The organism is Syntrophorhabdaceae bacterium (genome assembly GCA_036504895.1).
GTDB lineage: Bacteria > Desulfobacterota > Syntrophorhabdia > Syntrophorhabdales > Syntrophorhabdaceae > PNOM01.
This window is the reverse complement of record DASXUJ010000111.1, coordinates 1-25,237: the sequence shown is the minus strand read 5'-3', so window position 1 is coordinate 25,237 and position 25,237 is coordinate 1. Positions and strand designations below refer to the sequence as shown.

Here is a 25,237-nt window from a genome sequence, read left to right as displayed (position 1 = left end):
ATGTCATATATCCTCGAAGCATTAAAGAAGCTGGAACAGACACAGCGGCACGAGGAGCACGGCCGCGTCGCGATAAGTTTCCAGGGACACCCATACCGTAAGGAATCTCGGAGACCACGGGTCTGGCTTTACATTCTTTCCACAATACTCGTACTTAATATGGGATTTTTCGCATGGTGGATCGGTCCCTGGAGGGCAGGCTCCCAAGGGGCCGGCGTCAAAATTGCCGTGGATAGTTCGCCCGGTCCTGTAAAAGGGACTGAAGAAGGGGTCACGCGGATCAATGGGAAAGAAGTCCCAAGCCGTCTTGCGCCCTCGAAGGAGAGCCGTACCGCACAAGCTTCGTCCAGGGCAACGCCTTCTCCCCCGATTCCCGAAGCGAAGCGCCCGTCAGAGGCGAGCCGGCAATCCCCTCCTCTCGCGCTCAACGAGGCGTCTACGGGGGTGGAGCCCAAACCGCCTCCCGGAGGGAAAGTATTCACCCTTTCCGAACTTCCCTCAATGGTGGGGGGCACCCTGCCGGAGCTCAGGATGTCGCTCCACTATTATATCGCCGAGCCCCGTTCACGCTTCGCGAGAATCAATGATGTGACCCTTAAGGAGGGCCAATATTTAAATGAAAGCCTTAAACTGGACGAGGTCACCCGCTCCGGCGCCATAATGAATTACAAAGGGTGGCGGTTTCTCGTTCCCATAGCCGTCCCCTGAAATCCGGGAGAGCGGAGGCTTGATTTCCCTCTACCGCTTCTCCTCCCTGTTCACGCCTACCCATTCCCGCCATGTGGAGCCGCCGGTGTTCTTTTCCCAGTCTGTCTCAAAGTTTGCGGCAAAAAAGCCGTAAAGCTTCTCCATAAGACGGACCCAGCCCGACTCGTAGTCAAACTTAAGGAGATCTTCGAGAAAGGGGACGATCTCGCCGAGCTTCTCCTTCGGGATGTATGCCCGCGCCTTAAGATCGATAGAGCGTTTCAACGCCTCGGGCGACAAGGCGTGAGCGGTGAGCATGGCCACCCTGAATCCCCGTTTCACCGCAATATCAAGAAGGTCGAACCCCCGCACGCCCATGATGTCGAGGACTACCACATCATACTCTTTGGACTTGAGGAGCTTCGCCGCGTCCTCGTAGTTCGTGGCCTTTTCAAAGGTCGCATGAGGGCACGCAAACATGATTTCCTCGTTGAGAACGTTCAGCACATCGGGCTCGTCGTCTACTGCCAGAATCCTTTTCCCATCCAGAATAGAATCGCTCATTTGTTTCCTCCTTTTTACGAAAGAACGTCCGCTCTCACTATTCGCTTCTCAACCCTTGCTCCGGCGCCGGCATAACGTCCGACGACGGACACGCAAAGGCCACATTCAAAATGAAACACAGGAGAAGAAAAAATGCAAGGGCCATAACCCCTTTGTTCTTAAAAGAGTCCAAAACGGTTTGCCCAATACCGGCCTATGTCATTGAAGCAACAGGCGAAACAACGATGCCCCAGATTTACCTTGTGAAAAACTATTTCAGTCCATCGGAGCCTGTACGCTACATAACTATCTGCATAGGGGAGTTTGGGGAGACCATTGTGACGTACGCAACTACGTTCTCCCTCGGTCCTAAACGCTTAACACACCTTAAAACCAAGAGGTGAAGCCGGTTGGGGGGGGTATGGTCGGGCTGCGGGGATTGTTCCTTCCGCTCCGCCTGCTCCGGTCCTGGACCCAACACGCTCCCGGGCTCCTCGCGCTCAGTGCGCAGTTTGTTTTTGGGGCAGGGCGCTTTGGTCGTCCGCAAACCGACTGGTCTTGCCGGACCCGATCCACCTATCCGGCGCGCGTGCCGGCTACGCCGCCACCGGAGCCCTCCGCTGCAGGGTCCCTCAGGCCCTCCACAAGTCGCTCCAGGAACACCCCCCGCAGCCCGACCATCTGGAAGTTTTGGGGAGTAGCGACAATGTGGGAAATCACTCTTGCACATACATGTCCAGCTTATGGCCTTTTGGCCATGATTACAAATTATGGGGAGAAATTTTGATTCTTTTGATCCGGCTGCTATTTATGAAAAAAACAAGACCTGACGCTGAGAAGCCCCGAGGTAGTTATATAATTATGCCCGTTCCCTTGTGCTCCCCATTTCGTGGCACCTTCAGTGTTCTTTACGGCCTTTTGATTTGGGCTAATATACTCTTCACCACTTTCACCGTTTGCGGGGCACCGAGCACTTGTTCCAGAATATTTAGAAACTCCTCTTCATCGCCAGCGATTAGACCCCTAGGGGGATCGTCCACGAGAGGATTGCCTATTTCACTTAAAACATGCTTGCGCGTCTCTTCGCTTACCGTTATTGTCACAGGGTAGAGGTTCATATCATTGGTGATAGTCAAAAGGTGGTACGAGTATTCAATGGTTCGACTGTGAATGATAAACTGATACACGAATTTATCGGTAGGCACCTTGGGCCTCGCAACTTCGCCAGTCAGAAGGTTTCTTGTTTTTTGTCCCAAGAGAGAAGCTTGTTCTCTGAGCACCGTCACCGGGGCTCTGAGATCCGAAACATCAGTGAGGCTTTCGGGCCAAAGGTCTTTCATTCTGATACCTCCTAATTAAATGTCAAGTTTGAACAGGATTGGCAAGTGATCAGACCCCTTAGGTAATCCGGTTTCCGAAAGGAGCGAGTGCGCGCCGTCCGACTCCAAAATCCTAAGTTCATCCGCTATGAAATTGTCCAACAACTCAGGCCTAATCAACACCTGATCAAATATATTCCAAAAGAACACTTTATGCTCCGCATTGTTGTAGTAATAGGTACCCGGCGGACCAGGCGTCCGGTCTCCAAAAAAATTCCACATTGGATTGTAGAAAAAAGGATAATCTTCTCCCTGAACAGTTCTGGCAATCCTTCGGGCTATTTTACTGCTCATGACACCGTGCAGGCCGTTCGCGCTTACCAAGCCATCATGAAACGGGTTCATATTAAGATCACCAACCAAAACTGTTCGTTTATGTCCTGCGTCTTTCTCGGCCCTCTTTATCTGTGACGATAAGCGGGTGCTTTCAAACGCTTGGCTTTCTCCGCTCCAATGAAGTCTGCTCGGAAAATGGTTCACAGCCAGCAAGAACTCTGTGCATCCGGGTAAATTGACTTTTCTTATGGTCAGCCGCTCAGACTCGAAAAATGGTTGCAGATAATCCCCGCTGAACCTTGAAAAAATCTTAATGTCTTTGCATCCAATGCCATCCGAAAAATAATACCCGTTGTCACCCGCAGTATTTAACTTATATAGTAAGACGCTATCATCAATCGTGGATTCGATAAGCATCATTACATCAATATCAAAATTTATGCAAATATTGACAACTTTTTGCTGAATAGGCTTCCTGTTTAAATTCCAGAAAAGAAAGGTTAACATTCAGTTTACACTAGGATACGGGGGACGATCGTGTAATGTGACATTTGGTACTCCCCAGTACAACCGCATTATGCCCCTTTCATATAAGTATTCGTCTATTGTGGTCCATTCCGATCAAAATTTCAAGCAAAATTGGTGGCTGCTGTTGTATGCTGCATGAAAGCGGCATACCAGCCCGCCGGTGCCAGAGCCACGACTACAGGAAGTTAGAATGTCTCATCGGTGAAAAGAGCAGTTCCCCAGATTCAGTTCACGGGGACGGGAGGGTTTCATACTCACCGCGCCTTGCGAGCACTGTTGGGTCACCCACTTGGTGAGGAGGAACGTTCCGAAGGACGGTCACTCATGTCTGAGGAGGTACGACGAGTTGGGTGACCGAGTGCTCGACGAACCTTAGTGGGTAACAGGCGCAGCCGAAGCGGGGAGTATGGAGCCCTCCCGGCCCCGTGGTCTCCCAACCGGCTTCACATTGGGCTAGTACCATTGCAAGCAGTATGTCCTTATGCCCTCATTACCTTTTTAATTGACATTGACCGCGCAAGAAAATAGAGTGTACTCATAGATTATGCTCGGTTTTGCGGATATATGGGTTGTTTTGGGATACTGCGCTACCTTGGGCTCCGTGCTTTTTTGCCTTGTCTACGGCATCGTCTGCCGGCACAAGGGCACGGAGGAGAAGGACGGGGATTACCGCGAGGAGATCCGCTGGGAGCGTGAAGAAATCGACTTGATCGAAAAGCTCCCTTAAGGCGCCCGTGGCCTACCTTATCACCTTCATCATCCTCTATCTCGTGGTGACCATCTATTTGGGGTATGTGGGGTACCGGAGGACCACCACCGTATCCGATTACCTCCTTGCGGGAAGGAGTGTCCATCCCGTGACCATGGCTCTTTCCTACGGCTCCACCTATATCTCCACCTCGGCGATCATCGGTTTCGGCGGGATAAGCGCCCTCTACGGCTTCAGCATGATGTGGCTCGCCTTTCTCAATATAATGGTAGGCGTATTTGTTGCCTTCGTGGTCTTCGGGAAGAGGACGAGAAAGATGAGCAAATCTTTGGACGCCCACACCTTCCCCGAGCTCCTGGGGAGAAGGTACGATTCGCGCTTCGTCCAGGGCTTCTCGGCCCTCGTGATCCTCATATTCATGCCCCTCTATTCGGCTGCCATCCTTACCGGCATCGCCCGATTCGTCGAGGTCTACCTCAATGTGCCCTTCGCCACCGCCTATCTGGTATTTCTCCTCATTACCGCATGTTACGTGATATGGGGCGGCTTGAAAGGGGTCCTCTATACCTCGGCATTCCAGGGACTCATCATGATCGCCATGATGATGGCCATCGGAATCACGACTTATGCGGCTGCAGGGGGAATCATCGACGCCCACCGGTCGCTCACGAGCCTTGCCCCGCTGGTGCCGGCAGCCCTCATCGAATCAGGCCACAGGGGTTTCACGGCCATGCCCGCATGGGGGTCGCCGCTGTGGTGGTACGTCGTCACCACCATGATCATGGGCGTGGGCGTAGGGGTGATAGGCCAGCCCCAGCTCAACATACGGTTCATGACATTGAAAAGCGACCGGGAGCTTAACCGGGCGATCCCCTTTACCGCCTTCTTCATTCTTCTTTCGACGGGCATTGCCTTCATGGTCGGGGCCCTCACGAACGTGAGCTTCTACAATAATTACCTCGGCCTGGCCATCCAGGAAGTGCAGGGGAATGTAGACAAGATCATCCCTCTTTTTATCGAGCGCTTCTATCCCCCCTGGTTCGTCGCCCTCTTTCTCGTCACCCTCATGGCCGCGGCCATGAGCGCAAACAGCAGCCAGTTCCACACCCTCGGCACGTGCCTCTCGAGGGATATTTTCGAGCAGGCCCTTCTGAAAGGAAAATCGGTGGCGGAGACCACCATCGTCACGAGGATCGGCATTGTCTTCAGCATCTTTGCCACCCTGATTCTCGGGCTCATCCTCCCTGAAGGCAGCGTCGCCATGGCAACCGCGCTCTTCTTCAGCCTTTCGGGCTCCACCTTTATCCCCGCCTATCTCTTCGCCCTTTATTGGAAGAGGGGCACCAAGGCGGCCGCCAAGGCGAGCATCGTGAGCGGCTTCTGCTCATCTCTTATATGGATGGTTTTTTTTCATGAAAACGAGGCGAAGTGGCTGGGCCTGAGCAGGGCTTTTTTCGGAAAAGAGACGCTCGCCGGACTTCCATGGTCCATGATCGATCCCCAGGTTATCGCCCTTCCTATCGCAATGATCGTCTTTGTGGCGGTATCCCTTTCCACCCGCCCGGTAAAGGAAGAGACGATACGCGCCGCTTTCCGGCACATCTAGGTCCAACTCTAACTCAAAGCGTTCTCTTTGAGTACGCCTCCAGTATGTTCCTTCTTGCCGCCTCGAAATCATCTTGATAGAGGGAATCTGCATAATGGGGGCCTTCCCAATTGAATCGCGTGATGTAGCTCGCACAGCGAGCGCGACCAACAGTAGGCGCCTTAGGCGGGGGGAGGCTCGCTCAGCTTTGCTGAGAGAGGGGGCGACGTGAGTCCCATTCAACAGCACTTAGAGTTGGAGTATGTGCGGTCTATCTGCCCATTAAAATAGGGTCTTTCACCCCTGCTTCCTCGAACCCTTTTTTTCTGAGGAGACAGGCGTGGCACTTGCCGCAGGGGGGAGACATCCCCTCGTAGCAGGTGTGGCTCAAGCCGAGAGCCTCCATGCATCCGGGCAGGGAGAGGGCGAGGAGGACCGTCTCTTTCTTGCTCATGGAGATGAGAGGGGCATGGATTGTGATTTTCCCCTCGAGACCCTGGCGCAGGGTCTCTTCCATGAGACGGATAAACTCGGGTCTGCAATCCGGATACCCGCCGTAGTCGACGGCGGATACCCCGATCACGAGGTCTTCGATTCCCCTCACGAAGGCGCGGTTTGCCGCAACCGTCAGAAAAAGGATATTACGGCAGGGGATAAAGGTATCTTCGATGCCGCCGGGGAGCTCTTCCGCACTCTCATAATGTTCCACCGGGCGCCCGGTATCGATAAGAGGGCTCGTGCTCTCCATGAGTCCTTTCATATCGATGACCTCGAACTCCTTTACTCCGGCAAGACGTGCGATGGCTTCCGCCGCATCGATCTCCCTTCTATGGCGCTGCCCGTAATCGAAGGTGACTGCGTGGATATGGGTGAAGTGTTCTTTGGCCCAGTAGAGGCAGGTGGTCGAATCCTGACCGCCGCTCAGGACTACCAGGCAGTTTTGCGCGATATCAGGCGTGTGCATGAGAATACCTCTATTCAGTCGGCTACGAGGAAGGGATTGAAGCGGGTATCGTAATCGTAGGCGTCCACCCCTTCCTTTTCCTTCAGAAATCTCACCACCTTGTACGTCAAGGGGGTAACCGCCGCTTCATAGGCGGATTTTACAAGCCATTGGGCCAATATGGCGGAGGCCAGGGCCGAAGCGGGCATGTGTCCCACAAAGGCAAGGGTCATGAAGACGAGGGAATCGAGGCCCTCCCCCACCACGGTGGAGCCGATGGTCCGGGTCCACAGCCAGCGCCCGCGGGTGGCGATCTTCATTTTTGCAAGGATGAGGGAGTTGGCAAACTCCCCCACGAGATAGGCGATAAAAGAGGCCCCGAGGATGCGGGGGGTATAGCCCAGGATTCTCTCGTACGCCGCCTGACCGTCCCAGAAAGGCGCGGCAGGCAGGACCTGCCCGATCCATATGGCCACCACTACTATAAGATTACAAAGGAATCCAAGCCAGATCACCCGGCGCGCCGTTCTATACCCATACACTTCCGTGAGCACGTCCCCGAAGACATAGCTCAAGGGGAAGATCACGATAGCCGCGGTGAGAGGTAGGCCGAAGACAAAGATCAGTTTGGCGGCGATTATGTTGGAGGCGATAAGACAGGTCAAAAAGACGGCGACCACGAGTATGAACCATAAAGAATAGCCCTGGGGGCCGCCGGGTGCTTGTTTTTCCTGTCGGGTCTCGCCCATATCTCCTCCGGATAAAGATATAATATAGCAGGTTTGGACAGGATTTTAAACCGGGGTGGTGCAGACGAAGAGAACACCGTGTCTGGTCAGGTGACTGGCGAAGACGGGCCGGCTGACCCCGGGTGGGTCTAATGGCCGCCCCCGCGTCCAGGTTTTACAAAAATAGATAGAAATGATACTATATAAGCCTCATATCGTAAGGGAAGTGGTGAGGTTACGGTGTTTGAACAAGGCGTTCAGACCACACGTCGTGGTGTGAACGTTTTTTTTGTCGAGCTCCCGATCTTCTCCCGGGTAAGGGCAGACGAACAACGGGGGCGTGCGTGGTGTGGCCCTCTTTTCAGCATGGGACATAAAGGAGTCTTATGGAAGAACAAAAGGCATCGCTCCTGGACCAACGGCGATATTGGGTAGGTTTTTTTGTCCTCCTGTCCCTGCTCCTTATCGTAGGAGGATTCTTCTTCTATCGCACAGAGGCGGATCGTATCAGACTGGAAAAATATCACGAGCTGAAAATCATCTCGGCACTTAAGGGTTCCCAGATAGGGGAATGGAGGAAGGATCGGCTTGCCGATATCTCGAGGGACCTGCAAAGTCCGTTTCTCACCGAAGCGGTGAATATCTTTTGTCGAAATTCCGGCAATGGACGGCTGAAAGAGAAGCTACGGCTGCAACTCAGGGCGTATCTGGAGCATGCCGTGTATGCGGATGTCCTTCTCGTTGCACCGGACGGCCGACGCATTATATTCTCCACAAGCGAGCAGCCGGAACCCGTCGAGCCTGAGGAGACCCTTGCGATACGGCAAAGCGTGCGTTCCGGGGTCCCGGTCTTAAGCGACCTCTACCGAGCCAAAAACGGCAAAATCTATATGGATCCCATAGGGGCCATAAAAGGCGCTGACGGCAAGGCCATTGCAGTTCTGGCTTTTCGGACTGACGCGGCGACTTTTCTCTACCCTCTTATCGAATCCTGGCCAACCCCCAGTCGAACCGCAGAAACCCTTCTCGTGGGCCGGGACGGGAGCGATGTCCTTTTCCTGAACACCCTTCGTCACATGTCCGGAACCGCGCTCAGATTGCGCCTGCCCCTCACCGGAACCGATATGCCCGCGGTGCAGGCGGTTTTAGGAAAGCAAGGCATGTACCTCGGGAAGGATTACCGGGGGAAGCAAGTGCTTGCCGATTTGCGCCCCATTACCGAATCACCCTGGTTTATGGTGGCGAAGGTGAACGCTCACGAGATTCTCGCCGAGGCCCGCTTTCGAGCCGGGGTCATCACGTGTACGGTCCTCCTCCTCATTGGCTGTGCAGCGGCGGTGACCGCCTATATCTTCCGTCACCGCCAGGCGGGCCTCTATCGGTCATTGTACCATCTCGAGCGGACCGAGCGCGAGTCCCAGGAGCTGTTCCGAACTACCCTTTACAGCATCGGTGACGGGGTTATCACCACCGATGCCCTCGGTCTTATAAGACACATGAACCTCGTGGCAGAGGAGCTTACCGGTCAAAACGAGGCAGATGCCCAGGGGAAACCCCTCGAGGAAGTATTCCGCATTATCAACGAGAAGAGCCGAAGAGTTGTGGAGAACCCGGTTGAGCGCGTGCTGAGAGAAGGCCGGGTAGTGGGGCTCGCAAATCATACCCTTCTCATTGCACGTGATGGCGCGGAGCGGCCCATTGCGGACAGCGGCGCCCCGATCCGTGACGAGCGTGGTGTGATCATGGGCGTGGTGCTGGTATTCAGGGACCAGACCAGGGAGAGGACGCTGGAGAGGACGCTTCAGGAGAGCGAAGAAAAATACCGGGAATTCTTCACCACCTCCCGTGACTGTGTCTTCATCTCCCGTCCTTACGGGCAATGGATCGATTGTAATGATGCGGCCCTGGAACTTTTCGGATATGAGAGCAGAAATGAATTCCTCGAGGCGCCAGTCGCGGGTTTCTATGAAAACCCGGAAGAGCGCGCACCGCTGCATCGCCTTATCCAGGAAAAAGGGCATGTGAAGGAACACCCCCTTCGGCTGAAGCAAAAGGACGGGACGATCATGGATACCCTTGTCACCGCCGCGGCGATAAAAGCCGAAGACGGCTCCGTCAAGGCCTTTGTCGGCACCATCCGCAACGTGAGCGAGCAGAAGAGAATCCAGGAAGCCCTTCGCCAAAGCGAGGAAAAATATCGTCGCCTCTTCGACGACGCCGTTCTTGGAGTATTTCAGTCCACACGGGAAGGGAAGATCATTGCCAACAATCCTGCCCATGCCCGCATGTTCGGCTATTCCTCGCCCGAAGAACTGATTGCCCTCGTATCGGACGCCGCCCGGGACCTTTATGCGGACCCGGCCGCCCGGCCGCCCATTATGGAAATGATAGAACGGGCCGAGGGGCCGGTCCAGGTCGAAAACCTTTACAGACGAAAAGACGGGAGCACCTTTATAGGCAACCTTCACGCATGGCCTGCCCGCAATGATAAAGGGGAACAGATTATAGAAGGCTTCGTTGAAGATATTACCGCCCGGAAACTCGCCGAGGATGGGCTTTACGAGCATAAGGCGCGCCTCGACCTCGCGCTCCGGTCGGCCCGCATGGGGGCATGGAGCTGGGATGGGGCACAAAACCAGCGAGATTTCGACGAGCAGACGTGCCGTCTCATGGGGATCGACCCAACCGTATTCACGGGCGTTGCAGAGGATTTCTTTTGTACCATCCACCCTGATGACCGGGAAAGGGTAAAATCGGCAATGGCCGCGACCGTGGAGCAGAGCGAGCCCTATGAATCCGATTATCGTGTGGTCTGGCCCGATGGAACCGTTCATTATCTTGCGGCGCGGGGACAGCCGTTTTGTGACGATACCGGAAAGCCTCTCAATATTTACGGTATTTTATGGGACATCACGTCCCGTAAGGTCGAAGAGGAGACGGTCAAGGCTTCCCTCAAGGAAAAGGAGATCCTCCTGAAAGAGATCCACCACCGGGTCAAGAACAACCTTCAGGTGATGTCGAGTCTCCTTAACCTTCAGGCCCACCATCTCAATGACCCGCAGGCCCGCAACGCCCTGAGGATGAGCATGGACCGCATCAAGACCATGGCCCTCATCCACGACAGACTTTACCGGTCCGAAGCCCTCTCGCGCATCTATTTCCCGGGATATGTGGGAGACCTCGCCCACGACCTCGTCAGTACCTATTCCATGGGAAAGGCGATAACACTCAATATGGACGTAGACCCCGTGTGGTTCAATATAGATGTTGCCATACCGCTGGGCCTTATCATGAACGAGCTCCTTTCCAATGCCCTCAAGCACGCCTTTCGTGGCGCCAGGGAGGGGGTAATCTCCATCGCTCTGGCAAGGGAAGACGGCCGGATGGCCCTTACCATTACGGATTCAGGGATCGGCTTCCCCGAAGGGATCGATTTCAGGAATACGGCTTCTATGGGGATGCAGCTTGTCGTGACCCTGGTAGAGCAGCTTGACGGCGCCATCGAGCTCATGAATAGTAAAGGCACCGAATTCAAAATCCTTTTCAATCCGGAGATATAACCGCGGGAGCGCCTGCCTTTTTTATTGACATGAGCGGGGCGGCGAACTATTGTGTGGGTATGGCGCCCTTTCGTCTCTTTCCATCATCCCTGCGGAACCGGGTGCGTGGCTCTCGAGGCCGATTGGGGGGCTGAAGAATGGACATCCTGACAGAGCCTCTTTTTCTTTCGCGGTTGCAATTTGCCCTCACTATCATGTTTCATATGCTCTTTCCGACGCTCACCATCGGCCTTGGATTCTATCTCGTGGTTGTGGAGGCGTTCTGGCTCGCGACAAAAGAAGAGATCTATTACCGCATGTATCGCTTCTGGGCCAGGATCTTCGCCATCAATTTCGGCGTAGGCGTGGTCTCGGGTATCGTGATGGAATTTCAGTTCGGCACCAACTGGTCACGGTTCGCGACCATCACGGCCAATGTGTTTTCTCCCCTCCTTTATTACGAAGTGATGGTCGCCTTTTTCCTCGAGGCAGGCTTCTTGAGCATTATGCTCTTCGGATGGAAGCGGGTGCGTCCGGGGGTCCATTTTCTCGCCACGTGCATGGTGTCGGCGGGCTCGATCCTTTCCGCCTTCTGGATTCTGGCGGGCAATTCTTGGATGCAGACGCCGAGCGGGTTCACCATGTCGAACGGGAAGTTCATGGTAACCAACTTTTGGGAAGCGATTTTCAACCCTTCCTTCCCCATCACCTTCAGCCATATGCTGATCGCCTCCTTCGAAACCTCCGTCTTCGCCGTTGCCGGAATCAGCGCCTTTTTCCTGCTCAGAGGAAGCTACGTCCCCTTCTCCCGTCGCTCCATGGGCATGGCGCTCATTATGGCGGCCCTCTTCGCCCCCCTTCAGGTCTTTCTCGGGGACGTGAACGGCCGTGCGGTCGCTTCCAGCCAGCCGGCCAAGCTCGCAGCCATCGAGGCTCACTGGGAGACGAATATCCGGGGAGGCGCGCCTCTTCATCTCTTTGCCATTCCCGACATGGAAAGGGAGACGAATTTTGCCCAGATATCGGTGCCGGATGGGTTGAGCATGCTCATCACCCACACTCTCGAAGGCAGGGTGCAGGGTCTCAAGGAGTTTCCCCGAGGCGACCGTCCTAATTCATTGGTCCTCTTCTGGAATTTCCGGGTTATGGCGGGTATCGGTTTTGTCTTCTTATTCGTCATGGTCTGGGCGGGCATACTGCGGCTGAGGGGCAATCTATTCGAAAATAGGTTATTTCTCCGGGCCCTTATATTCATTCAGCCCCTGGGATGGCTTGCCACGGAGACGGGATGGGTCACGACCGAGGTGGGACGGCAGCCCTGGCTGGTCTATAACCTGGTCAGGACCCCGGACGGCCTTTCTCCTATTCCGGCGGCAAGCGCAATCTGGTCGCTCGCCCTCTTCATCGTAATCTTTATCGTCGTCGGGAGCAGCTACTTTTACTATATCTTCACCATGCTCAAGGGAGGACCGGACCTGACGGGCCCTATCCCCCACGTCGAGAGACCCGCGGGCATGAGATCTTTTGGATCTTCTTCATCGCCGGGAGAGGAGGGGTAAAGGAGAATGGTTCTGATCCACCTTTGGGCCGGGATTATCGGCCTTGCCATGATCCTCTACATTATCCTCGACGGTATCAGCCTCGGAATGGCGCTCCTCTTTCCCCTCGCCGCCGACCCCAAGAAGCGGGCAATCATGACCGAGAGCATCGCCCCTGTGTGGGATACGAACCAAACGTGGCTCGTCTTCGGGGCAGCGGCCATTTTCGCGGCCTTCCCCTCCGTCTACGCGATACTTTCGAGCGCCCTCTACATTCCCCTTATGGCCTTCGTGATGGGACTCATCTTCCGGGGCGTGACCTTTGAATTCAGGACGAATGCAAAGAAAAAAGGTGCATGGGACAGGGCGTTCTTCTTCGGGAGCCTTGTCGCGGTCCTCTCCCAGGGCTTCATGCTGGGCGGGATCCTTTCAGGTATTTCAATCTCACAGGATGTTTTTTCGGGCGGGGCCATGGACTGGCTCAATACCTTTTCCCTCCTTGTCGGCTTCTCCCTCATACCGGGATATGTGATGCTCGCCTCATGCTATCTTATCCTCAAGACCGAAGGGGAGGTACAGGAGCTCGGCTACCGCTATGCCCTGCCCTCGACCTTGCTTGTGCTCTTTTTTATGGCGGTGGTGACCGTGTGGACGCCCTATCATTATCCCCTGGTATGGCAGCATTGGTTTTCCGCCCCCAGGATCCATTTCGTCTGGTCTTTTCCGCTCCTGGGGCTGATATCCGCGTACCTGCTCCTGAAAGCCCTCCACGAGCGGCGCGAGCCGGCGCCCCTGTTATGCGCCTTCGGCCTTTTCCTCTCGGGCTACCTGGGCCTTATCACTTCTCTCTACCCCTACGCGATCCCGCCGACCCTCACCTTTACCGAGGCGGCGGCCCAACCGGAGACGCTCCGTTTTACCCTCTGGGGCGCGGCAATAGTCCTGCCCGTGGTGATCGGCTACGTGGTCTACAGCTATGCGGTATTTCGGGGCAAAGTAGGCGCAGGGCGCTCCTACGAATAAATAAGGGTCGCCGCGCCGTTCCCACCTTACCACTTCTCGTAGTGGATCTTTTCCGGCTTGAACCTGTCCTCCCGGTGCTTCTTCTCTGCCGGGTATCCCAGGGGAATGATGGCGAGGGGCACGACATGGTCGGGCAGAAGGACCAGTTTCCTCATGCCCGCCATTCTCTCTTCGTAAGGATATAAGGTCGTCCAGACCGCGCCGAGTCCCATGGAATGGGCGGCAAGAAGGATATTCATCGTCGCGTTCGAGCAGTCCGGGACCCAGAGACCGGGCACGGCCTCCAGTTTCCTGTTCCCCACCACGAGAATCGCCACCTGGGCAGAGGGGACGTGTGCGGCAAAGGGGCTGATATTAGGAAGCTCCTTTAAAGTGTTCCTGTCCCTGATCACCACAAACTCCCATGATTGCTCGTTTCTCGCGGAGGGGGCGGCCATGGCGGCACGAAGGAGGATTTTGACCGTCTCATCGGAAACGGGAGCGGCGGTGTACTTGCGGATGCTCCGCCGCGTGAAAATGGCAGAGAGAGTATCCATGCCCGACGGTGCGGGCAGAGGGGTCTTCGCCTCAGGAGAATTCAAAGGCATGGACGGTGCTGCCGGAGCCTGGGCGTCGGCAGCGAGGGCAATCCCCGCGAGAAAGATCAATGCCGTTACAGAAATGACTGTCAGTAAACTGGTACCGTATTTCCAAGGTAATTTTGTCATATATCTCCTTTCGCGGGGCCGGTGGCTTGAAATAGGCTCCTGGTATGGTTTTTCCTTTATTTTGCGACAAGGAAGGGAGAATTGCAAGCGAAGGGGGGAATTACAGACTATGGGACGTAAATTCGTTGACAATCCCTCCTCCTTTCCCCTATTCTTAACCATATGCGCTCCCTTCTCTTCATCATCGCCGCATATCTGATCGGCTCCATACCCGTGGGTGTGATACTTTCGAAGATGAAGGGAAAGGACCCACGCTCGGTGGGGAGCGGGAACATCGGTGCCACCAATGTGATGAGGACCGCAGGAAAGGCGCTCGGCATCATCACCCTTATCGGGGACGCCCTGAAAGGCTATATCCCCACCTTTTGCGCCATACACTACGGATTGCCCGAATATATTATTGCCGCCGTCGGTCTGGCCGCATTCCTGGGACACCTCTTTCCTCTCTTTCTCGGCTTCAAGGGCGGCAAGGGCGTTGCCACTGCCCTGGGCGTCTATCTCGCACTGAACCCTCTCGCAATTCTCGGAAGTTTCATTGTCTTTCTCATCGTCCTTCTCAAATGGAGGTATGTCTCCGCGGGTTCCATCGCGGGCACCGTGGCCATGCCTTTCCTCCTGATAGCCCTCAAGGCCCCCGCTATGTACCTTTACCTCTCCATTGTCGTGACCGTGATGATCGTGGTCAAACACCGGGGAAACATCAGGAGACTCGCGGCCGGGACGGAGCATAAGCTGGGCTCATCTAAAAAAATCGCCACAGGGAACTAACGGGTTTTTTCGCTTTAAATTCAACGTAAAGGAGACACAGGGGGTAGAGGACCGCAAGCCCCAGGAGCCAGATCGCATAGAGAGCGGGGAGTCCGTTTCCCCGGGGAAAGAACACGCCGAGCAGGGCGTATAGCCAGAGGTGAAGGAGATAAAAGAAGAGAGGAGCCCTGCCGAAGACGAGCAGGGGGTGGCGCCGATTCTGAAAAAAAGGCTCGATCTTTCTCCACGAAGCCATGAGAAGGAGGTTGATCGCGAGCGCAAGGGCCAGGAAGGAGAGGCTCGGCGGATATTTCACCACGTTCAGGAAGCCCATCCAGCCCGGCGGGACCTCATTCAGATTGCCGAATCCTCCGTGAATGCGGAGCAAAAGAAAAATGATAGCGAGGACGATGCCGGTCCACAAGGCCCACCGCCTGGCAGTCGGAGTGTCGCGGAGCACGGCCCTCCCGAAGATAAGGCCCAGCCCGCACGGGGCAAGCCACGGGATGATCGGATAGAAGACCACCACCGGGTCAGTATGCCCGGGAATGAGGAGCACCCTGAGAAGGGGAGGGTAGAGCGTATTCACCTCGCCTGGTCCGGGCACGACAATCTCGGTCAAAGCCACGGCCGCGAGGCTGATTACGCCGATAAGCCATGAGGGCAGCCGTATCATGAAGGCCCAGAATATCATGGCAGAGCCGAGAGCAAAGAGTACCCCGAGGTAGACGGCCCCGCCCGTCCCTCCGCCCGGTATGGGGCCTCCCCTCATCACCATTGCGCCTGGGGCGGCGAAAAGGCTGCCTGCCATCCATGCAGGATTTTCGACGAGAAGCTGAAGGGCGATCAAGAGGAGGCCACGGGCGGCGAAAAAGCCGAAGATCCTGCCCTCGCTCCACCCGGCGCGGCGGCGGGAGCCGGCGAACATGACCATGCCCATCCCCATAAGGAAGAAGAAGCCCGGAGCGCACATGTGGGTGAGCCAGCGGGTGAGGAACCAGAAGGCGTCGGGGTAAGAGGGCAAAGGGGTGCCCCAGAACTCCACGGAATGTGCCCGGGCGACGAACATGGAGGCATGATCGACCGCCATAAGAATGATGATGAGCCCCCGCTGGGCATCAAGCGCCCCAAACCGGGAGGGTGCCTGAGTAGAGCGAGATGAGGAGGGAGCGGGAGAGTTGTCGGTCATGGGCTTATTTCAATCTAGGCATGGTTGGGGGTGATTTTAAAGTGTGTGTGGGAATATGAGAACGGGTGGGGCTTTGTACGCGTGGACGGGCGCTGGAAAAGGGGGGATGGCCCATACGCACCGCCAGCTTCCGCTTAGGTACTACGCCGTATATGTATACGGCTCCGCACTCTAATGCTCACCTGACGGCACGTCTGAACCATCCCCATTTTTCAGCGCCCACAGGCAGCCGATATATCCTATGAATTTTCCAATTAATAGGACATATCGGCAGGTAGTGAAACGTTTGTAAGGTGAGAGAGGGCGGCCTCGGTGTTATGGATGTTCAGGGGTAGTGATGGAAAAAATAACGCCGTGGTACTGATGTTTTCCCGAACTAGAGTTTTTGCCTATTTTTCACGATATCAACATGCCATGTGGTAATAATGTACTGCGCCCTGCGGAATTAACCCCTATCCCTGAAATGGTCTGTTCACGGGAGCACGGCGCGCTTAGACGCCCGTCCTCATGAAAAAGGGACGGTTTGTTTGGCGGGTGAAAAACCACATCAAATACTGTTTGTGAATATAATTTAAAAATCAGGCCTTTGCGCGGCATCAAAATGGTGCGGAAAAAACAAATGTTTTATACGCACGCCGTATTGAACATTTATGCTTATATTGTCTTGAGAGGTGACCTGTGAAATATCTTGTGGTCATAGACGATGACAAACTCGTGGAGGAGTATCTTGAGCAATTTCTGAGAAGGGCTGGCTATGGAGAAAAATCTTTCAGTGATCCAAAAGAAGCCTTCGATTTCATTACCGGTAACCGCGAGGAAGTAGCCCTTGTCATCACAGATCTTACCATGCCATGTATGACGGGGGTACAACTGGGTGAGGAGTTGATGAAGGCGGCGGTGGGCATCCCGATTATCCTCTTCACAGGGGACGCGGTCCCGCCAGATGCTGACGACTTGTCGAGCAACATTAAAATAGTGCTTCAAAAACCGATAACACGAAAGGAGTTTATCCACGCGGTCGAATCGCTCATAGGGCAGGCTCAAGATGTCGGATGACCTCCGGATCAGACCTGCGCCACTGCCTTAATCTACGACGCGTGGACGCGTCTCATCGTTTCTGAAACCAGTTCCGAGTGCCGCCAACAAGATTGAACCACCATCATTAATAGCGGTCGTGTATTTCCAAGAAGCACGCAAAAAGCCTGATGTCGCGTCTTTAAGCACCTTTCTTGAATTGGCCCAAGTAATACATTTTGCTGAATACGATGCCTGTGCACTTTTCGAGCGGCATTCTTTGATAGGCCTCAAAGCCTCGCTCCTGGATTTTGTAGGGGCAAGGGATATGTTTAGCCGGTTTTGTCCGACTTATCCGCTATCCCCAATTGGTTTTCCTTCACTCACTACGCGTTCGTACCCGTTTATTAAGCAAGATGCAATCTTTTTGACCTCGTCCGCCTCCATCCCGTCTAACTCATCAGCATTTTATATTCCCATTGAGGGTGATCTTTTGATTTGACAATATCCTGTCTATTTGAGATATTGCTGTGTAGGGGAGAGATTGTCTAAACAGTCCTTCCCGAGAGCTTGCCGGGATGAGGGCGAGTTACCAAGCAAGGCTAATCATAAGGAAGACTGCAGTATGAAAAGAAGATCGTTCTGGTTCGTAATCCTGGTCACTATTATCGGGCTTTCACTGAGCGGTTGCGCATATCCTATTCTGGCTCCGAGGAGTGAAACAGCTTCACCCCCGCCGCCGATGGCGAAAGTGGTTCCCCCTGAGACGAAGACGGAAATACCTGTTCCGCCTCCACGGGAGATCAAGAAAGAAGTACTGCCTCCGTCGGTTCCGGCCCCGGCTCCTGCAAAGAAAAAGAAGGGCTGATCCGTGTTCCCTGAGGTGATCGTCGATATCGCAGCGGCATTAATCTGCTTCGCGGGGACGTGTCATCCTGTGCTGGTGGGTGTTGACACTCCCCGCGGTGAGTTTCAACTAACCCACTACACCACGCCGGACCCGGGCTACGGAGGGGACATCCTCTCATTCATGGAAACAAAGAACTATCTCTATTGCATTCATCGGGTGATCGATGTACGTGGTCAACAAAGACTCGCTCGGCTGAAGAGTCCGGACGCGAAGCGTCGCAATAAGGTAACCGGCGGATGCGTCAATGTCGACCCCGGGGTATATGAGGACCTTGTAAAGTGCTGTTACGCTTCAAAGCTCGTCATCAAGTAAATTCGTTCATCATTTAGTCTCTATTCCCATCTCACCCGGGGATCACGCTATACCGTTGATACTAAATCATTAGCCCCCGTGGTACGGTTCTTGACCAATCAAAATTTAGTTCTTATACAAGTATTATGCATCTCACGGGAGGAAAGGCCTATGATGTTAAAGGGTTCGATTCCCATGAAGGGGAAAGTGGATGACATGACTGTGGGCATACTAATCGTTGAAGACATGCTTATGCCTCGCCTGAACTGAAGACGTGATTCCAAAACCATTTTTACCACAAGAGACTGGAGGTATGAAATGCCAACCAAAACCGAGACGGAATACTTTAGAGCTTATTTGTTCCTCGTTGCGGCAAGCCTTTTAGGATTGTCCCTTATTTTGGGGGGCTCCCCGAGCTACGGTCAGCCCCAGAAGACGACGGTGATGGACCTGAATACCGCCTCAGAAAAGGAGCTCGAATCCATTAAGGGCGTTGGTCCTGCTACGGCAAAAAAGATCATTGCCGGCCGTCCCTACCGGTCGATAGAGGATCTCAAGAAGGCGGGTATCCCAGAGAAGACCATTGAATCCATCAAACCTTATGTGAGGGTCGGCGCTGCCCCGGCACGGGCAAAACCTGCTGTGGAGGCCAAACCGACGGCCCCGCCGAAGCCGACCGTGTCACCGGTCCCGGTGAAGGAGAAGGCCAAAGGAACGCCGGTCGGGACTCCGCCTGCGAAGGAAATCCCTGCTCCGGCAGCGTCGACCCCCGCGGCGCCGGCAGCGAAGAGCCCGGCAAGAACTGCTGCTCCGGCTGCTGCGAAGCCGGCTCCCGGCGAGAAGGTGAGCATCAATAGCGCGACAAAGGAGCAGCTGGAAGCCCTCCCTGAAATCGGGCCGGTGAAAGCACAGGCGATTATCGATGGGCGCCCCTACAAGAAGGCGGAGGATGTTATGCGGGTCAAGGGGATAAAGGAGAAAACCTTCGATAAGATCAAGGATTTGATCAGCGTGGATTAACGGGGGCTGAGGCGGCCCGTGGGGCAGTCCGAAAGACTGCGTAATCTAAATCAAGAGGAGGGTGCTTCTATGAAAAGTTTTCTGATCGTCGTGAGCGCAATAATTCTATTTTCTTCGCTGGTCTTTGCCGCAGGTCCGAAGACCTATCAGGTTACGGGACCGGTCCTGGAAATGAAAGATGACACTATTACCGTGCAGAAGGGCAAGGAGAAATGGGAAATTGCAAAAGATGCTGCCACCAAGGTGACGGGAGACCTTAAAGTCGGATCCAAGGTGACTATCGAGTATACCATGAAGGCAGCGACCATTGAGGCCAAGGACACAGGCAAGAAGGCAGGGCCGGCGCCTGTTCCGGCAAAGAAGTGACCTGAGCAGCTATTTTCGTTAACCATGGCGGCCCTTGTTGCCCGCGGGAGCCGCCATGAGCATTGCGGCGGCACCAGCTTTTTACGCAGATAGCCATATTGACGGACACCCTGAATCAGATCGCCCCGCAATCTGATTCCTTGAGAGCGGTCGTCGAAGCCGACCGGTGGTCCCCTTCGGTTCCCCCCGCCATGAGGTCCAATACCCCGTAGTAGAGCGGTGTCCCGTGAAACACTGCGAGTCAAGTAACGTCTTTTGTCGGGGACTGATCCTGCATCATCACAAGGGCCTGCATGCCCCGGTCGGAACGGTTCTTGAAAAAGTAGAAGCTCCTCGGACCTTCCCCATCCGAAAAAGAAATGAGATCGAGGAGCAGACCCTTGGTGCGCCTGAGGTCTGTTATGGAATTGCCCTTCATTTGCCATAGGGAAAAATGAAACCATCGCCGCGTCAGAAAGAATAGCCCTTCCCCGCCAAGGCAGAGATAACCTACGGAGTGGCGCAACCCACCCACTCCCCTCGATGCGACGCACCTAACCGCCTTTGGAAATGCCGACGGATCGAATCGCTTCCGAAGGTATTGTTCGTACCCGTCGGGCATCGGTTCCCCGGCCGGCAGGCGGCCGGAGCCCGACAGGTATTTGTCAATCATTGCGTGAAAAGCCAGAAGCTCGACCTTCAGCAGCCGAAAAATACGTGGCGAGATAGCCAGGATAATTACCATAAAAACCCCTGCGATTATAAGCATTAGTTGGGGATGCTTCAGGGAAAACCATGTTCCCAGGAATGTCAGCCCATCCTCAAAGAGGCTCAGGCTCACGTTCGAGACGGGCTCCGGCGAGTGATTGACCATTATGCGGGTTCCCGCTTTTGCCGAGTGAGAAGCCAAGGCTGCACCTCCGCACAAGATAACGGACAGCACCTGCGTCACGGTATCGACCGAACCGATGGCGGTGACCCCCAACACGGCGGCCCCAAAGGGCCTGATAAAGGTGTGAACGGAATCCCAAATGCTGTCCAGCCAGGGAATCTTATCGGCAAAGAATTCGAAGAGATATACGATGCCTGCTGCCACGAGAACGGGTGTGCCGGCAAGCACCGCGAGATGTTGCAGGCCGGGGTCAAGGTGGACAAGGCCGAAGCGAACGCCCAGGCCCACGGTGAGGATGGTCGCGTACAAGCTCAGTCCGGCCATCAGACCGAGACCTGTTAAAGAACCGAGGAGAGCGATGGTTTCCATCACTCACGCTCTGCGTGTACGCGGTTACCCATGCGGAATTATTCCCATACCAGGGCCGGGCGGCTGACGGGAGCTGCTCTTTTCCCGCCCACGCGATCCCCTTCAGCCAATGCGGTCAGGCCTGCCTTGTCCCGAAAAAACGTCTGAATAACCTGTACAGAAGGAGAAGTATGATGGCGCCGATGATGGCGCCGATGAACCCGGCCTTCTGACCGGCGTCGTACCACCCCATGGCCTGTCCCAAATATGTTGCGAGGATTGCGCCGACAATCCCGATGATGGTAGTGATGATAAATCCACCCGGATCTTTCCCGGGAATTAGGAACTTGGCAACAACACCTGCGAGAAAGCCGATAATGATAGTCCACAGAATATGCATTCGTCCCTCCTGTTCCGGCGTGAAGTTTAGTGGGTCAATTACATGCTGAAGACAATATAGGTCTCTCCCGCTGCCAGTCAAGAGAAATTACCGGTGAAACAAAGAGGATGGGCATTACTAAATGACTAACTCTCCCTGCACCTTCCCGGGTCCCATTGGGCTTCACTCAAAAAAACGCAGCCGCACCCGTTTACTTAGCAAGATGCAATCTTTTGACCTCTTCCTCATCCGCCTCCATCCCGTCAAACTCATCGGCATCTTCATATTCGGCGATCTTCGAACCCGTGGCCTTGATAAGATAACCCGAGCCTATCCCGGCAATGAGGGCAAATAATACGGTAAAGACGATCCCGGCAAGCTGTGCCGTTGCAACCCCGGGAATTACGAATACGGCGACGACGCCTCCAAGGATGCCCGGCATGCCGTGCAGATTATGAACGCCGCACGTATCCACGATCCTGAACAGGGATTGCACCCTCGGCTGTATCACGACGTAGCCTATCACGCAAATGGCCCCGGCCAAAAGACCGATGCCGAAGGCGCCGGCTGGGGAGACACGGTTGCACATAGCGCCTATGGCCACTCCTCCTGCCAGCGCAGCGTTGGCCATGTCGGCAATCGAGACCTTTCCTTTCCGTAGGAGGACACTCGCGAGGTACGTAATCAGGGTAGCGCCGCACAATGACATGATCGTGTTAATAACGGTGAGCGGCATTTGTCCGTGGGGAACCACGGCGCTGCAGAAGCTTGGCCAGAAGATCCATAATACCATGGAGCCCAGCATGGAAAACCTGTCCGATGTTTCATCACTCTCAATGGCCGTTCCCACGCTTGCCTTACGGGTAAGCGCAACGGTCAGCCCGATTCCGAAATAGGCGCCGAAGGCGTGAATCACTATGGAGCCCGCGGCGTCCACGAAACCCTTCGTAATCCCTAACCCTCCGTCAAGAACCAGCCATTCATTGACCATGTAGGCCAAAACGGCAAAAATGCCGACGAGGGCGTACTGATAGACCCGGAGACGCCCAAGAACGGCGCCCATTGCGATGAGGGCGGACGCGGCAGCAAATTCGGCCAAAAGGAGGACGGCAATGCTGGTCGCAGGCATGGCTTCGGCGGAGATTACACCGAGAGAACGGACAAGAAGGTAGACCGGCATGGCCGAGGCCACCACGAGGAATGTGCCGGTAGTCGCACTATACCCATATTTCCTGACAAAGACCATGAGAAACCCGAAGCCGACGAGCAGCATGGCCAGGATATGGATGGAGAAGTTGTACTGTTCGACTTCGCGAACCGTGTTGGTTACATTATTGATGTCTGTTTCACCTGACCATGCACACAAAGGCGCCAGCAACAGGCACGCGATTACGGCTGGAATAGTTCGGGACCATGCTTTCATGATTCGACTCCTCCCTCGGGTGAGGCAATGTTGTATATTGAGGTGCAGCATGAAATCTACATTATCTGAGGGATTATTTCTACGATAAAGGATATTTCCTGTTACCGCTTGCGTGAAGTTTTTACTGGCCAACTTCAGATCGGCTAAATAATTTAATAGGGCTATTTGCTGTAGAAGACGAGGTTTGGCTTATCGGGTTTGTAGGACCTTCCCGTAACGTCTTCTGAAGCCGAGTTGTGAGAATTTCTCCGGACATCCAAGGTTTTGAATGATAATCGATAAATAGAGCGCGTCTTCAGCCACCCAGAGATTAGGAGGCATTACCGTGAGAGTCGCTTATCGATTATGCCTGGTTGGCTTGATTTTCTTTATTCTTCGGGGTTGTGCAGTCCCATAAATAAAGTGACCTGCCAAAGATATTATCAGGCCGGTGCTGCCGCCGAACAAACGGCCGAATATCCTCACCTCCCCCACAGAGCGGGTGAGCATCGGCTTCAAAGTCCACCGAACTTTTGGTAACCGTGATGGACTCCTTGTGAAGTTGTCATTTAGGCAGGCGCACTTGAGATTAGGGTAGCTCCCCGTCTCATTCGGGCGGTGAAGGTTCCGGAGGAAGAATTTGCGAGGTTCGCTCGGACCCGGAGTTCACAGCCGGCGGGGCTGAATTGGGGGTGAGGGTGATTTTTATTACGGGCGGGACCAGGGTGTAGGCTTCGCCTGTCTGCTCCTGCTGGGTGACGGAGTTGAATCCGCTGTTTACGGCCATGTGGTTGTCTTTGGAGACTATCTGGGTGTTGAACCCTGTCTGGAGGGCTTTCATGAAGACCTTATCGGACTGGTATTGTTTTCGGATTGCCACGTCCTCCTGCCGGTATCCTTCCTTGACGATGGTGATGACATGCTCTCGGGTCCTCTCCAGGGAGACGGTGGCGGGAGTTTTCCCCATGTCCTTGCCGTTTGCGTAAATCTTCGCTCCCATGGGATTGGTCGTAACCGGGATGTCCTGCCTGAGGATCGAGGTCCCGCAGCCTACAGCCAGGGCCGCACAAAACAGGAGAAGGATAAGGTTTCGGGCAATCATGGGAATTCCTCTATCATGCATGGGCAAAGAACCTGCATTCCCTCGGCCGCCTCACTTCACAAATATGGAAACCAGCTTCCTGCTCTTGATATCCGCCAGACCCTTGTCCGTGATCCTTAGGAACGGCAGGCCCGTGAAGGGGATCGTCTGGATCGTGAGGAAAGGTTTTTCCAGGCGGGCGCCGATCTCTTCGAGTTTCCCCTGGAGCTCTCTTGTTTTCGCCGCAATCTCCTTGAGGCTTATGAGGGGCATGAGGCCGAAGGCGGGCATGGGAAACTCAAAGATAATTTTGCCGTGCTTCGAGATCACGATTCCTCCCTGTAGCTCGATAAGACGGTTTACCGCGGCCTTCAGGTCCTCTTCGTCGCTGCCTATGGTAAAAATATTACATGAATCCCAAATAATACTGGTGGCCACGGCCCCGTCCGTAATGCCCGTGCCTTTGATAAAGCCTTTTCCCATTTGCTTTGGCTTGGTCCTGTTGATCACCGCGGTTGGGATGATATCTTCTCTCAGGTCTTTCTGTATAAACCCGTTTCTTACCTCCGGTTGATGGGTCACTTCCCTCGTGATGGTGGGGTTTGCCACCTGGATCACCCGGATGGTATTGTCCTTTGAGCGCGCCTTTACGCGAAAGTCGTCCGCTGTGACCTTGCTGGTTTTGATCGTGTTCATTACGAGGGCAGGGAAAAGGTGCTCGGGGGCCTTGCCGATGAATTCTCCTTTTTCCACCACCACCTCACCCATGGCCATAACCCGGTCTATCGAAATTTTCTCGAGGTCGGTGAGGAAGAGGATATCCGCGTGACGCAGCGGCGCAATGGCCCCCACGTGTCGCAAACCGAGATAATCGGCAGGATTGATAGTCATGGTCTTGATTGTCTCTATAGGGGAAAATCCATAGCCTATCGCTTTTCGGGCGATCGAATCGAGGTACCCCTCTTCGGTGAGCATCACGGCATCGAAGAAATCTGAGGTGAGTATTATTCTTCGCATATCCACCGGAAGGTCCTTGATCTTGTAAAGCTCGGGCAGCTCCTGGCGGACGAAGCCTTCTCTTACCATATTGTAGACGCCGAACCGGAGTTTCTCCATTACCTCGTCCATCTGGATTGATTCATGGCAAGACGTGACCCCGGTAACCAGGTATTCGATGAGCTTCTTGCCCCGGGCGCCGGCGGAATGGCCGTCGATATTCTTCCCGAGCGATATGGCCAGGGCCGCTTGCGCGAGGACCCTGTCGTCCCCTTCCACTACCCGTGTCCAGTACGCTTCGCCGATACCCAAAAAATCATCCCGTTTTAAAAGACGGGAGAAATCCTTGAACGAAATGCCTATCGCTCCCTCCATTTTAGGAAAAGGAGGAGTCAAAGGCGGCGCGACGAAAAAGCACTTGAGGGGATAGCCTTTCGT

General features: G+C 54.6%; 24 protein-coding genes. 12 read left to right on the top strand and 12 right to left on the bottom strand.

Annotated features, from left to right (window positions below):
* Nucleotides 1-708, top strand: coding sequence for a general secretion pathway protein GspB (locus VGJ94_16030; protein HEY3278126.1), 708 nt, complete (start codon nucleotides 1-3; stop codon nucleotides 706-708).
* Between the two features lie 30 nt (nucleotides 709-738).
* Here the strand turns inward: VGJ94_16030 and VGJ94_16025 are convergent, their stop codons facing one another.
* The 3 genes from VGJ94_16025 to VGJ94_16015 form a co-directional block, all read right to left on the bottom strand.
* Entirely contained in the window at nucleotides 739-1,251 is a 513-nt protein-coding gene (locus tag VGJ94_16025) for a response regulator (protein ID HEY3278125.1), read from the bottom strand.
* An 887-nt stretch (nucleotides 1,252-2,138) separates the two neighbouring features.
* A complete protein-coding gene (locus VGJ94_16020; GenBank protein HEY3278124.1) occupies nucleotides 2,139-2,570 on the bottom strand; it encodes a hypothetical protein in 432 nt (143 codons plus the stop codon).
* A gap of 15 nt (nucleotides 2,571-2,585) precedes the next feature.
* A complete protein-coding gene (locus tag VGJ94_16015; protein HEY3278123.1) occupies nucleotides 2,586-3,392 on the bottom strand; it encodes an endonuclease/exonuclease/phosphatase family protein in 807 nt (268 codons plus the stop codon).
* Nucleotides 3,393-3,957: 565 nt separating this feature from the next.
* Here VGJ94_16015 and VGJ94_16010 point away from each other — a divergent pair.
* Together VGJ94_16010 and VGJ94_16005 are read left to right on the top strand one after the other, a co-directional pair.
* The gene (locus VGJ94_16010; GenBank protein HEY3278122.1) at nucleotides 3,958-4,140 is read left to right on the top strand and encodes a hypothetical protein; all 183 of its coding nucleotides are present in this window, start codon (nucleotides 3,958-3,960) and stop codon (nucleotides 4,138-4,140) included.
* Between the two features lie 7 nt (nucleotides 4,141-4,147).
* Nucleotides 4,148-5,728, top strand: a complete 1,581-nt coding sequence (locus VGJ94_16005; GenBank protein HEY3278121.1) for a sodium:solute symporter family protein — start codon at nucleotides 4,148-4,150, stop codon at nucleotides 5,726-5,728.
* A 250-nt stretch (nucleotides 5,729-5,978) separates the two neighbouring features.
* Here VGJ94_16005 and queC read toward each other — a convergent pair whose 3' ends face one another.
* Both queC and VGJ94_15995 read right to left on the bottom strand, forming a co-directional pair.
* Nucleotides 5,979-6,671: a 7-cyano-7-deazaguanine synthase QueC gene (queC, locus tag VGJ94_16000; protein ID HEY3278120.1), complete on the bottom strand. Its 693-nt coding sequence runs from the start codon at nucleotides 6,669-6,671 to the stop codon at nucleotides 5,979-5,981.
* A gap of 14 nt (nucleotides 6,672-6,685) precedes the next feature.
* Nucleotides 6,686-7,399 (bottom strand): queuosine precursor transporter, encoded by a 714-nt coding sequence (locus VGJ94_15995; GenBank protein HEY3278119.1) that lies wholly within the window; start codon nucleotides 7,397-7,399, stop codon nucleotides 6,686-6,688.
* A gap of 365 nt (nucleotides 7,400-7,764) precedes the next feature.
* Here VGJ94_15995 and VGJ94_15990 point away from each other — a divergent pair, with 365 nt between their 5' ends.
* The 3 genes from VGJ94_15990 to cydB all read left to right on the top strand — a co-directional run bounded on the left by VGJ94_15990 (nucleotide 7,765) and on the right by cydB (nucleotide 13,478).
* The gene (locus VGJ94_15990) at nucleotides 7,765-10,938 is read left to right on the top strand and encodes a PAS domain S-box protein (GenBank protein ID HEY3278118.1); all 3,174 of its coding nucleotides are present in this window, start codon (nucleotides 7,765-7,767) and stop codon (nucleotides 10,936-10,938) included.
* Nucleotides 10,939-11,075: 137 nt separating this feature from the next.
* Nucleotides 11,076-12,476, top strand: a complete 1,401-nt coding sequence (locus tag VGJ94_15985; protein HEY3278117.1) for a cytochrome ubiquinol oxidase subunit I — start codon at nucleotides 11,076-11,078, stop codon at nucleotides 12,474-12,476.
* A 6-nt stretch (nucleotides 12,477-12,482) separates the two neighbouring features.
* The gene (cydB, locus tag VGJ94_15980) at nucleotides 12,483-13,478 is read left to right on the top strand and encodes a cytochrome d ubiquinol oxidase subunit II (protein HEY3278116.1); all 996 of its coding nucleotides are present in this window, start codon (nucleotides 12,483-12,485) and stop codon (nucleotides 13,476-13,478) included.
* A gap of 26 nt (nucleotides 13,479-13,504) precedes the next feature.
* Here cydB and VGJ94_15975 read toward each other — a convergent pair whose 3' ends face one another.
* Nucleotides 13,505-14,185: a nitroreductase family protein gene (locus VGJ94_15975; protein ID HEY3278115.1), complete on the bottom strand. Its 681-nt coding sequence runs from the start codon at nucleotides 14,183-14,185 to the stop codon at nucleotides 13,505-13,507.
* A 162-nt stretch (nucleotides 14,186-14,347) separates the two neighbouring features.
* Between VGJ94_15975 and plsY the strand changes: the two genes are divergently transcribed.
* On the top strand, nucleotides 14,348-14,953 hold the full coding sequence (gene plsY, locus VGJ94_15970) for a glycerol-3-phosphate 1-O-acyltransferase PlsY (protein ID HEY3278114.1): 606 nt from the start codon (nucleotides 14,348-14,350) through the stop codon (nucleotides 14,951-14,953).
* Here the strand turns inward: plsY and VGJ94_15965 are convergent.
* Nucleotides 14,928-16,121, bottom strand: coding sequence for a heparan-alpha-glucosaminide N-acetyltransferase domain-containing protein (locus tag VGJ94_15965; protein ID HEY3278113.1), 1,194 nt, complete (start codon nucleotides 16,119-16,121; stop codon nucleotides 14,928-14,930). The two genes, plsY and VGJ94_15965, sit on opposite strands and share 26 nt — an antisense overlap.
* Nucleotides 16,122-16,799: 678 nt before the next feature.
* Here VGJ94_15965 and VGJ94_15960 point away from each other — a divergent pair.
* The 5 genes from VGJ94_15960 to VGJ94_15940 all read left to right on the top strand — a co-directional run bounded on the left by VGJ94_15960 (nucleotide 16,800) and on the right by VGJ94_15940 (nucleotide 19,722).
* Nucleotides 16,800-17,177, top strand: a complete 378-nt coding sequence (locus VGJ94_15960) for a response regulator (GenBank protein ID HEY3278112.1) — start codon at nucleotides 16,800-16,802, stop codon at nucleotides 17,175-17,177.
* Nucleotides 17,178-17,760: 583 nt separating this feature from the next.
* On the top strand, nucleotides 17,761-18,003 hold the full coding sequence (locus tag VGJ94_15955; protein ID HEY3278111.1) for a hypothetical protein: 243 nt from the start codon (nucleotides 17,761-17,763) through the stop codon (nucleotides 18,001-18,003).
* A gap of 3 nt (nucleotides 18,004-18,006) precedes the next feature.
* Nucleotides 18,007-18,357: a hypothetical protein gene (locus tag VGJ94_15950; protein ID HEY3278110.1), complete on the top strand. Its 351-nt coding sequence runs from the start codon at nucleotides 18,007-18,009 to the stop codon at nucleotides 18,355-18,357.
* 297 nt (nucleotides 18,358-18,654) lie between these two features.
* Nucleotides 18,655-19,356, top strand: coding sequence for a helix-hairpin-helix domain-containing protein (locus VGJ94_15945; GenBank protein HEY3278109.1), 702 nt, complete (start codon nucleotides 18,655-18,657; stop codon nucleotides 19,354-19,356).
* A gap of 69 nt (nucleotides 19,357-19,425) precedes the next feature.
* Nucleotides 19,426-19,722: a hypothetical protein gene (locus VGJ94_15940; protein ID HEY3278108.1), complete on the top strand. Its 297-nt coding sequence runs from the start codon at nucleotides 19,426-19,428 to the stop codon at nucleotides 19,720-19,722.
* 241 nt (nucleotides 19,723-19,963) lie between these two features.
* Here the strand turns inward: VGJ94_15940 and VGJ94_15935 are convergent, their stop codons facing one another.
* From VGJ94_15935 to VGJ94_15915, 5 genes are all read right to left on the bottom strand, one after another.
* Entirely contained in the window at nucleotides 19,964-20,962 is a 999-nt protein-coding gene (locus VGJ94_15935) for a DUF4126 domain-containing protein (GenBank protein ID HEY3278107.1), read from the bottom strand.
* Nucleotides 20,963-21,077: 115 nt separating this feature from the next.
* The gene (locus VGJ94_15930; protein HEY3278106.1) at nucleotides 21,078-21,341 is read right to left on the bottom strand and encodes a GlsB/YeaQ/YmgE family stress response membrane protein; all 264 of its coding nucleotides are present in this window, start codon (nucleotides 21,339-21,341) and stop codon (nucleotides 21,078-21,080) included.
* Nucleotides 21,342-21,531: 190 nt separating this feature from the next.
* Nucleotides 21,532-22,743: a hypothetical protein gene (locus tag VGJ94_15925; protein HEY3278105.1), complete on the bottom strand. Its 1,212-nt coding sequence runs from the start codon at nucleotides 22,741-22,743 to the stop codon at nucleotides 21,532-21,534.
* Nucleotides 22,744-23,329: 586 nt separating this feature from the next.
* Complete coding sequence (locus VGJ94_15920) at nucleotides 23,330-23,824, bottom strand: PEGA domain-containing protein (protein HEY3278104.1); 495 nt, start codon at nucleotides 23,822-23,824, stop codon at nucleotides 23,330-23,332.
* A 51-nt stretch (nucleotides 23,825-23,875) separates the two neighbouring features.
* Nucleotides 23,876-25,237, bottom strand: a 1,362-nt coding sequence (locus tag VGJ94_15915; GenBank protein ID HEY3278103.1) for an adenine deaminase C-terminal domain-containing protein, incomplete at its 5' end; no start/stop codon positions are given.

Bases quoted from the DNA above. Each gene is read 5' to 3' on its own strand.
- VGJ94_16030 (HEY3278126.1), top strand. From the start codon at position 1: ATGTCATATATCCTCGAAGCATTAAAGAAGCTGGAACAGACACAGCGG.
- VGJ94_16025 (HEY3278125.1), bottom strand. From the start codon at position 1,251: ATGAGCGATTCTATTCTGGATGGGAAAAGGATTCTGGCAGTAGACGAC.
- VGJ94_16020 (HEY3278124.1), bottom strand. From the start codon at position 2,570: ATGAAAGACCTTTGGCCCGAAAGCCTCACTGATGTTTCGGATCTCAGA.
- VGJ94_16015 (HEY3278123.1), bottom strand. From the start codon at position 3,392: ATGTTAACCTTTCTTTTCTGGAATTTAAACAGGAAGCCTATTCAGCAA.
- VGJ94_16010 (HEY3278122.1), top strand. From the start codon at position 3,958: ATGCTCGGTTTTGCGGATATATGGGTTGTTTTGGGATACTGCGCTACC.
- queC (HEY3278120.1), bottom strand. From the start codon at position 6,671: ATGCACACGCCTGATATCGCGCAAAACTGCCTGGTAGTCCTGAGCGGC.
- VGJ94_15995 (HEY3278119.1), bottom strand. From the start codon at position 7,399: ATGGGCGAGACCCGACAGGAAAAACAAGCACCCGGCGGCCCCCAGGGC.
- VGJ94_15990 (HEY3278118.1), top strand. From the start codon at position 7,765: ATGGAAGAACAAAAGGCATCGCTCCTGGACCAACGGCGATATTGGGTA.
- VGJ94_15985 (HEY3278117.1), top strand. From the start codon at position 11,076: ATGGACATCCTGACAGAGCCTCTTTTTCTTTCGCGGTTGCAATTTGCC.
- cydB (HEY3278116.1), top strand. From the start codon at position 12,483: ATGGTTCTGATCCACCTTTGGGCCGGGATTATCGGCCTTGCCATGATC.
- VGJ94_15975 (HEY3278115.1), bottom strand. From the start codon at position 14,185: ATGACAAAATTACCTTGGAAATACGGTACCAGTTTACTGACAGTCATT.
- plsY (HEY3278114.1), top strand. From the start codon at position 14,348: ATGCGCTCCCTTCTCTTCATCATCGCCGCATATCTGATCGGCTCCATA.
- VGJ94_15965 (HEY3278113.1), bottom strand. From the start codon at position 16,121: ATGACCGACAACTCTCCCGCTCCCTCCTCATCTCGCTCTACTCAGGCA.
- VGJ94_15955 (HEY3278111.1), top strand. From the start codon at position 17,761: ATGAAAAGAAGATCGTTCTGGTTCGTAATCCTGGTCACTATTATCGGG.
- VGJ94_15945 (HEY3278109.1), top strand. From the start codon at position 18,655: ATGCCAACCAAAACCGAGACGGAATACTTTAGAGCTTATTTGTTCCTC.
- VGJ94_15940 (HEY3278108.1), top strand. From the start codon at position 19,426: ATGAAAAGTTTTCTGATCGTCGTGAGCGCAATAATTCTATTTTCTTCG.
- VGJ94_15935 (HEY3278107.1), bottom strand. From the start codon at position 20,962: ATGGAAACCATCGCTCTCCTCGGTTCTTTAACAGGTCTCGGTCTGATG.
- VGJ94_15930 (HEY3278106.1), bottom strand. From the start codon at position 21,341: ATGCATATTCTGTGGACTATCATTATCGGCTTTCTCGCAGGTGTTGTT.
- VGJ94_15925 (HEY3278105.1), bottom strand. From the start codon at position 22,743: ATGAAAGCATGGTCCCGAACTATTCCAGCCGTAATCGCGTGCCTGTTG.
- VGJ94_15920 (HEY3278104.1), bottom strand. From the start codon at position 23,824: ATGATTGCCCGAAACCTTATCCTTCTCCTGTTTTGTGCGGCCCTGGCT.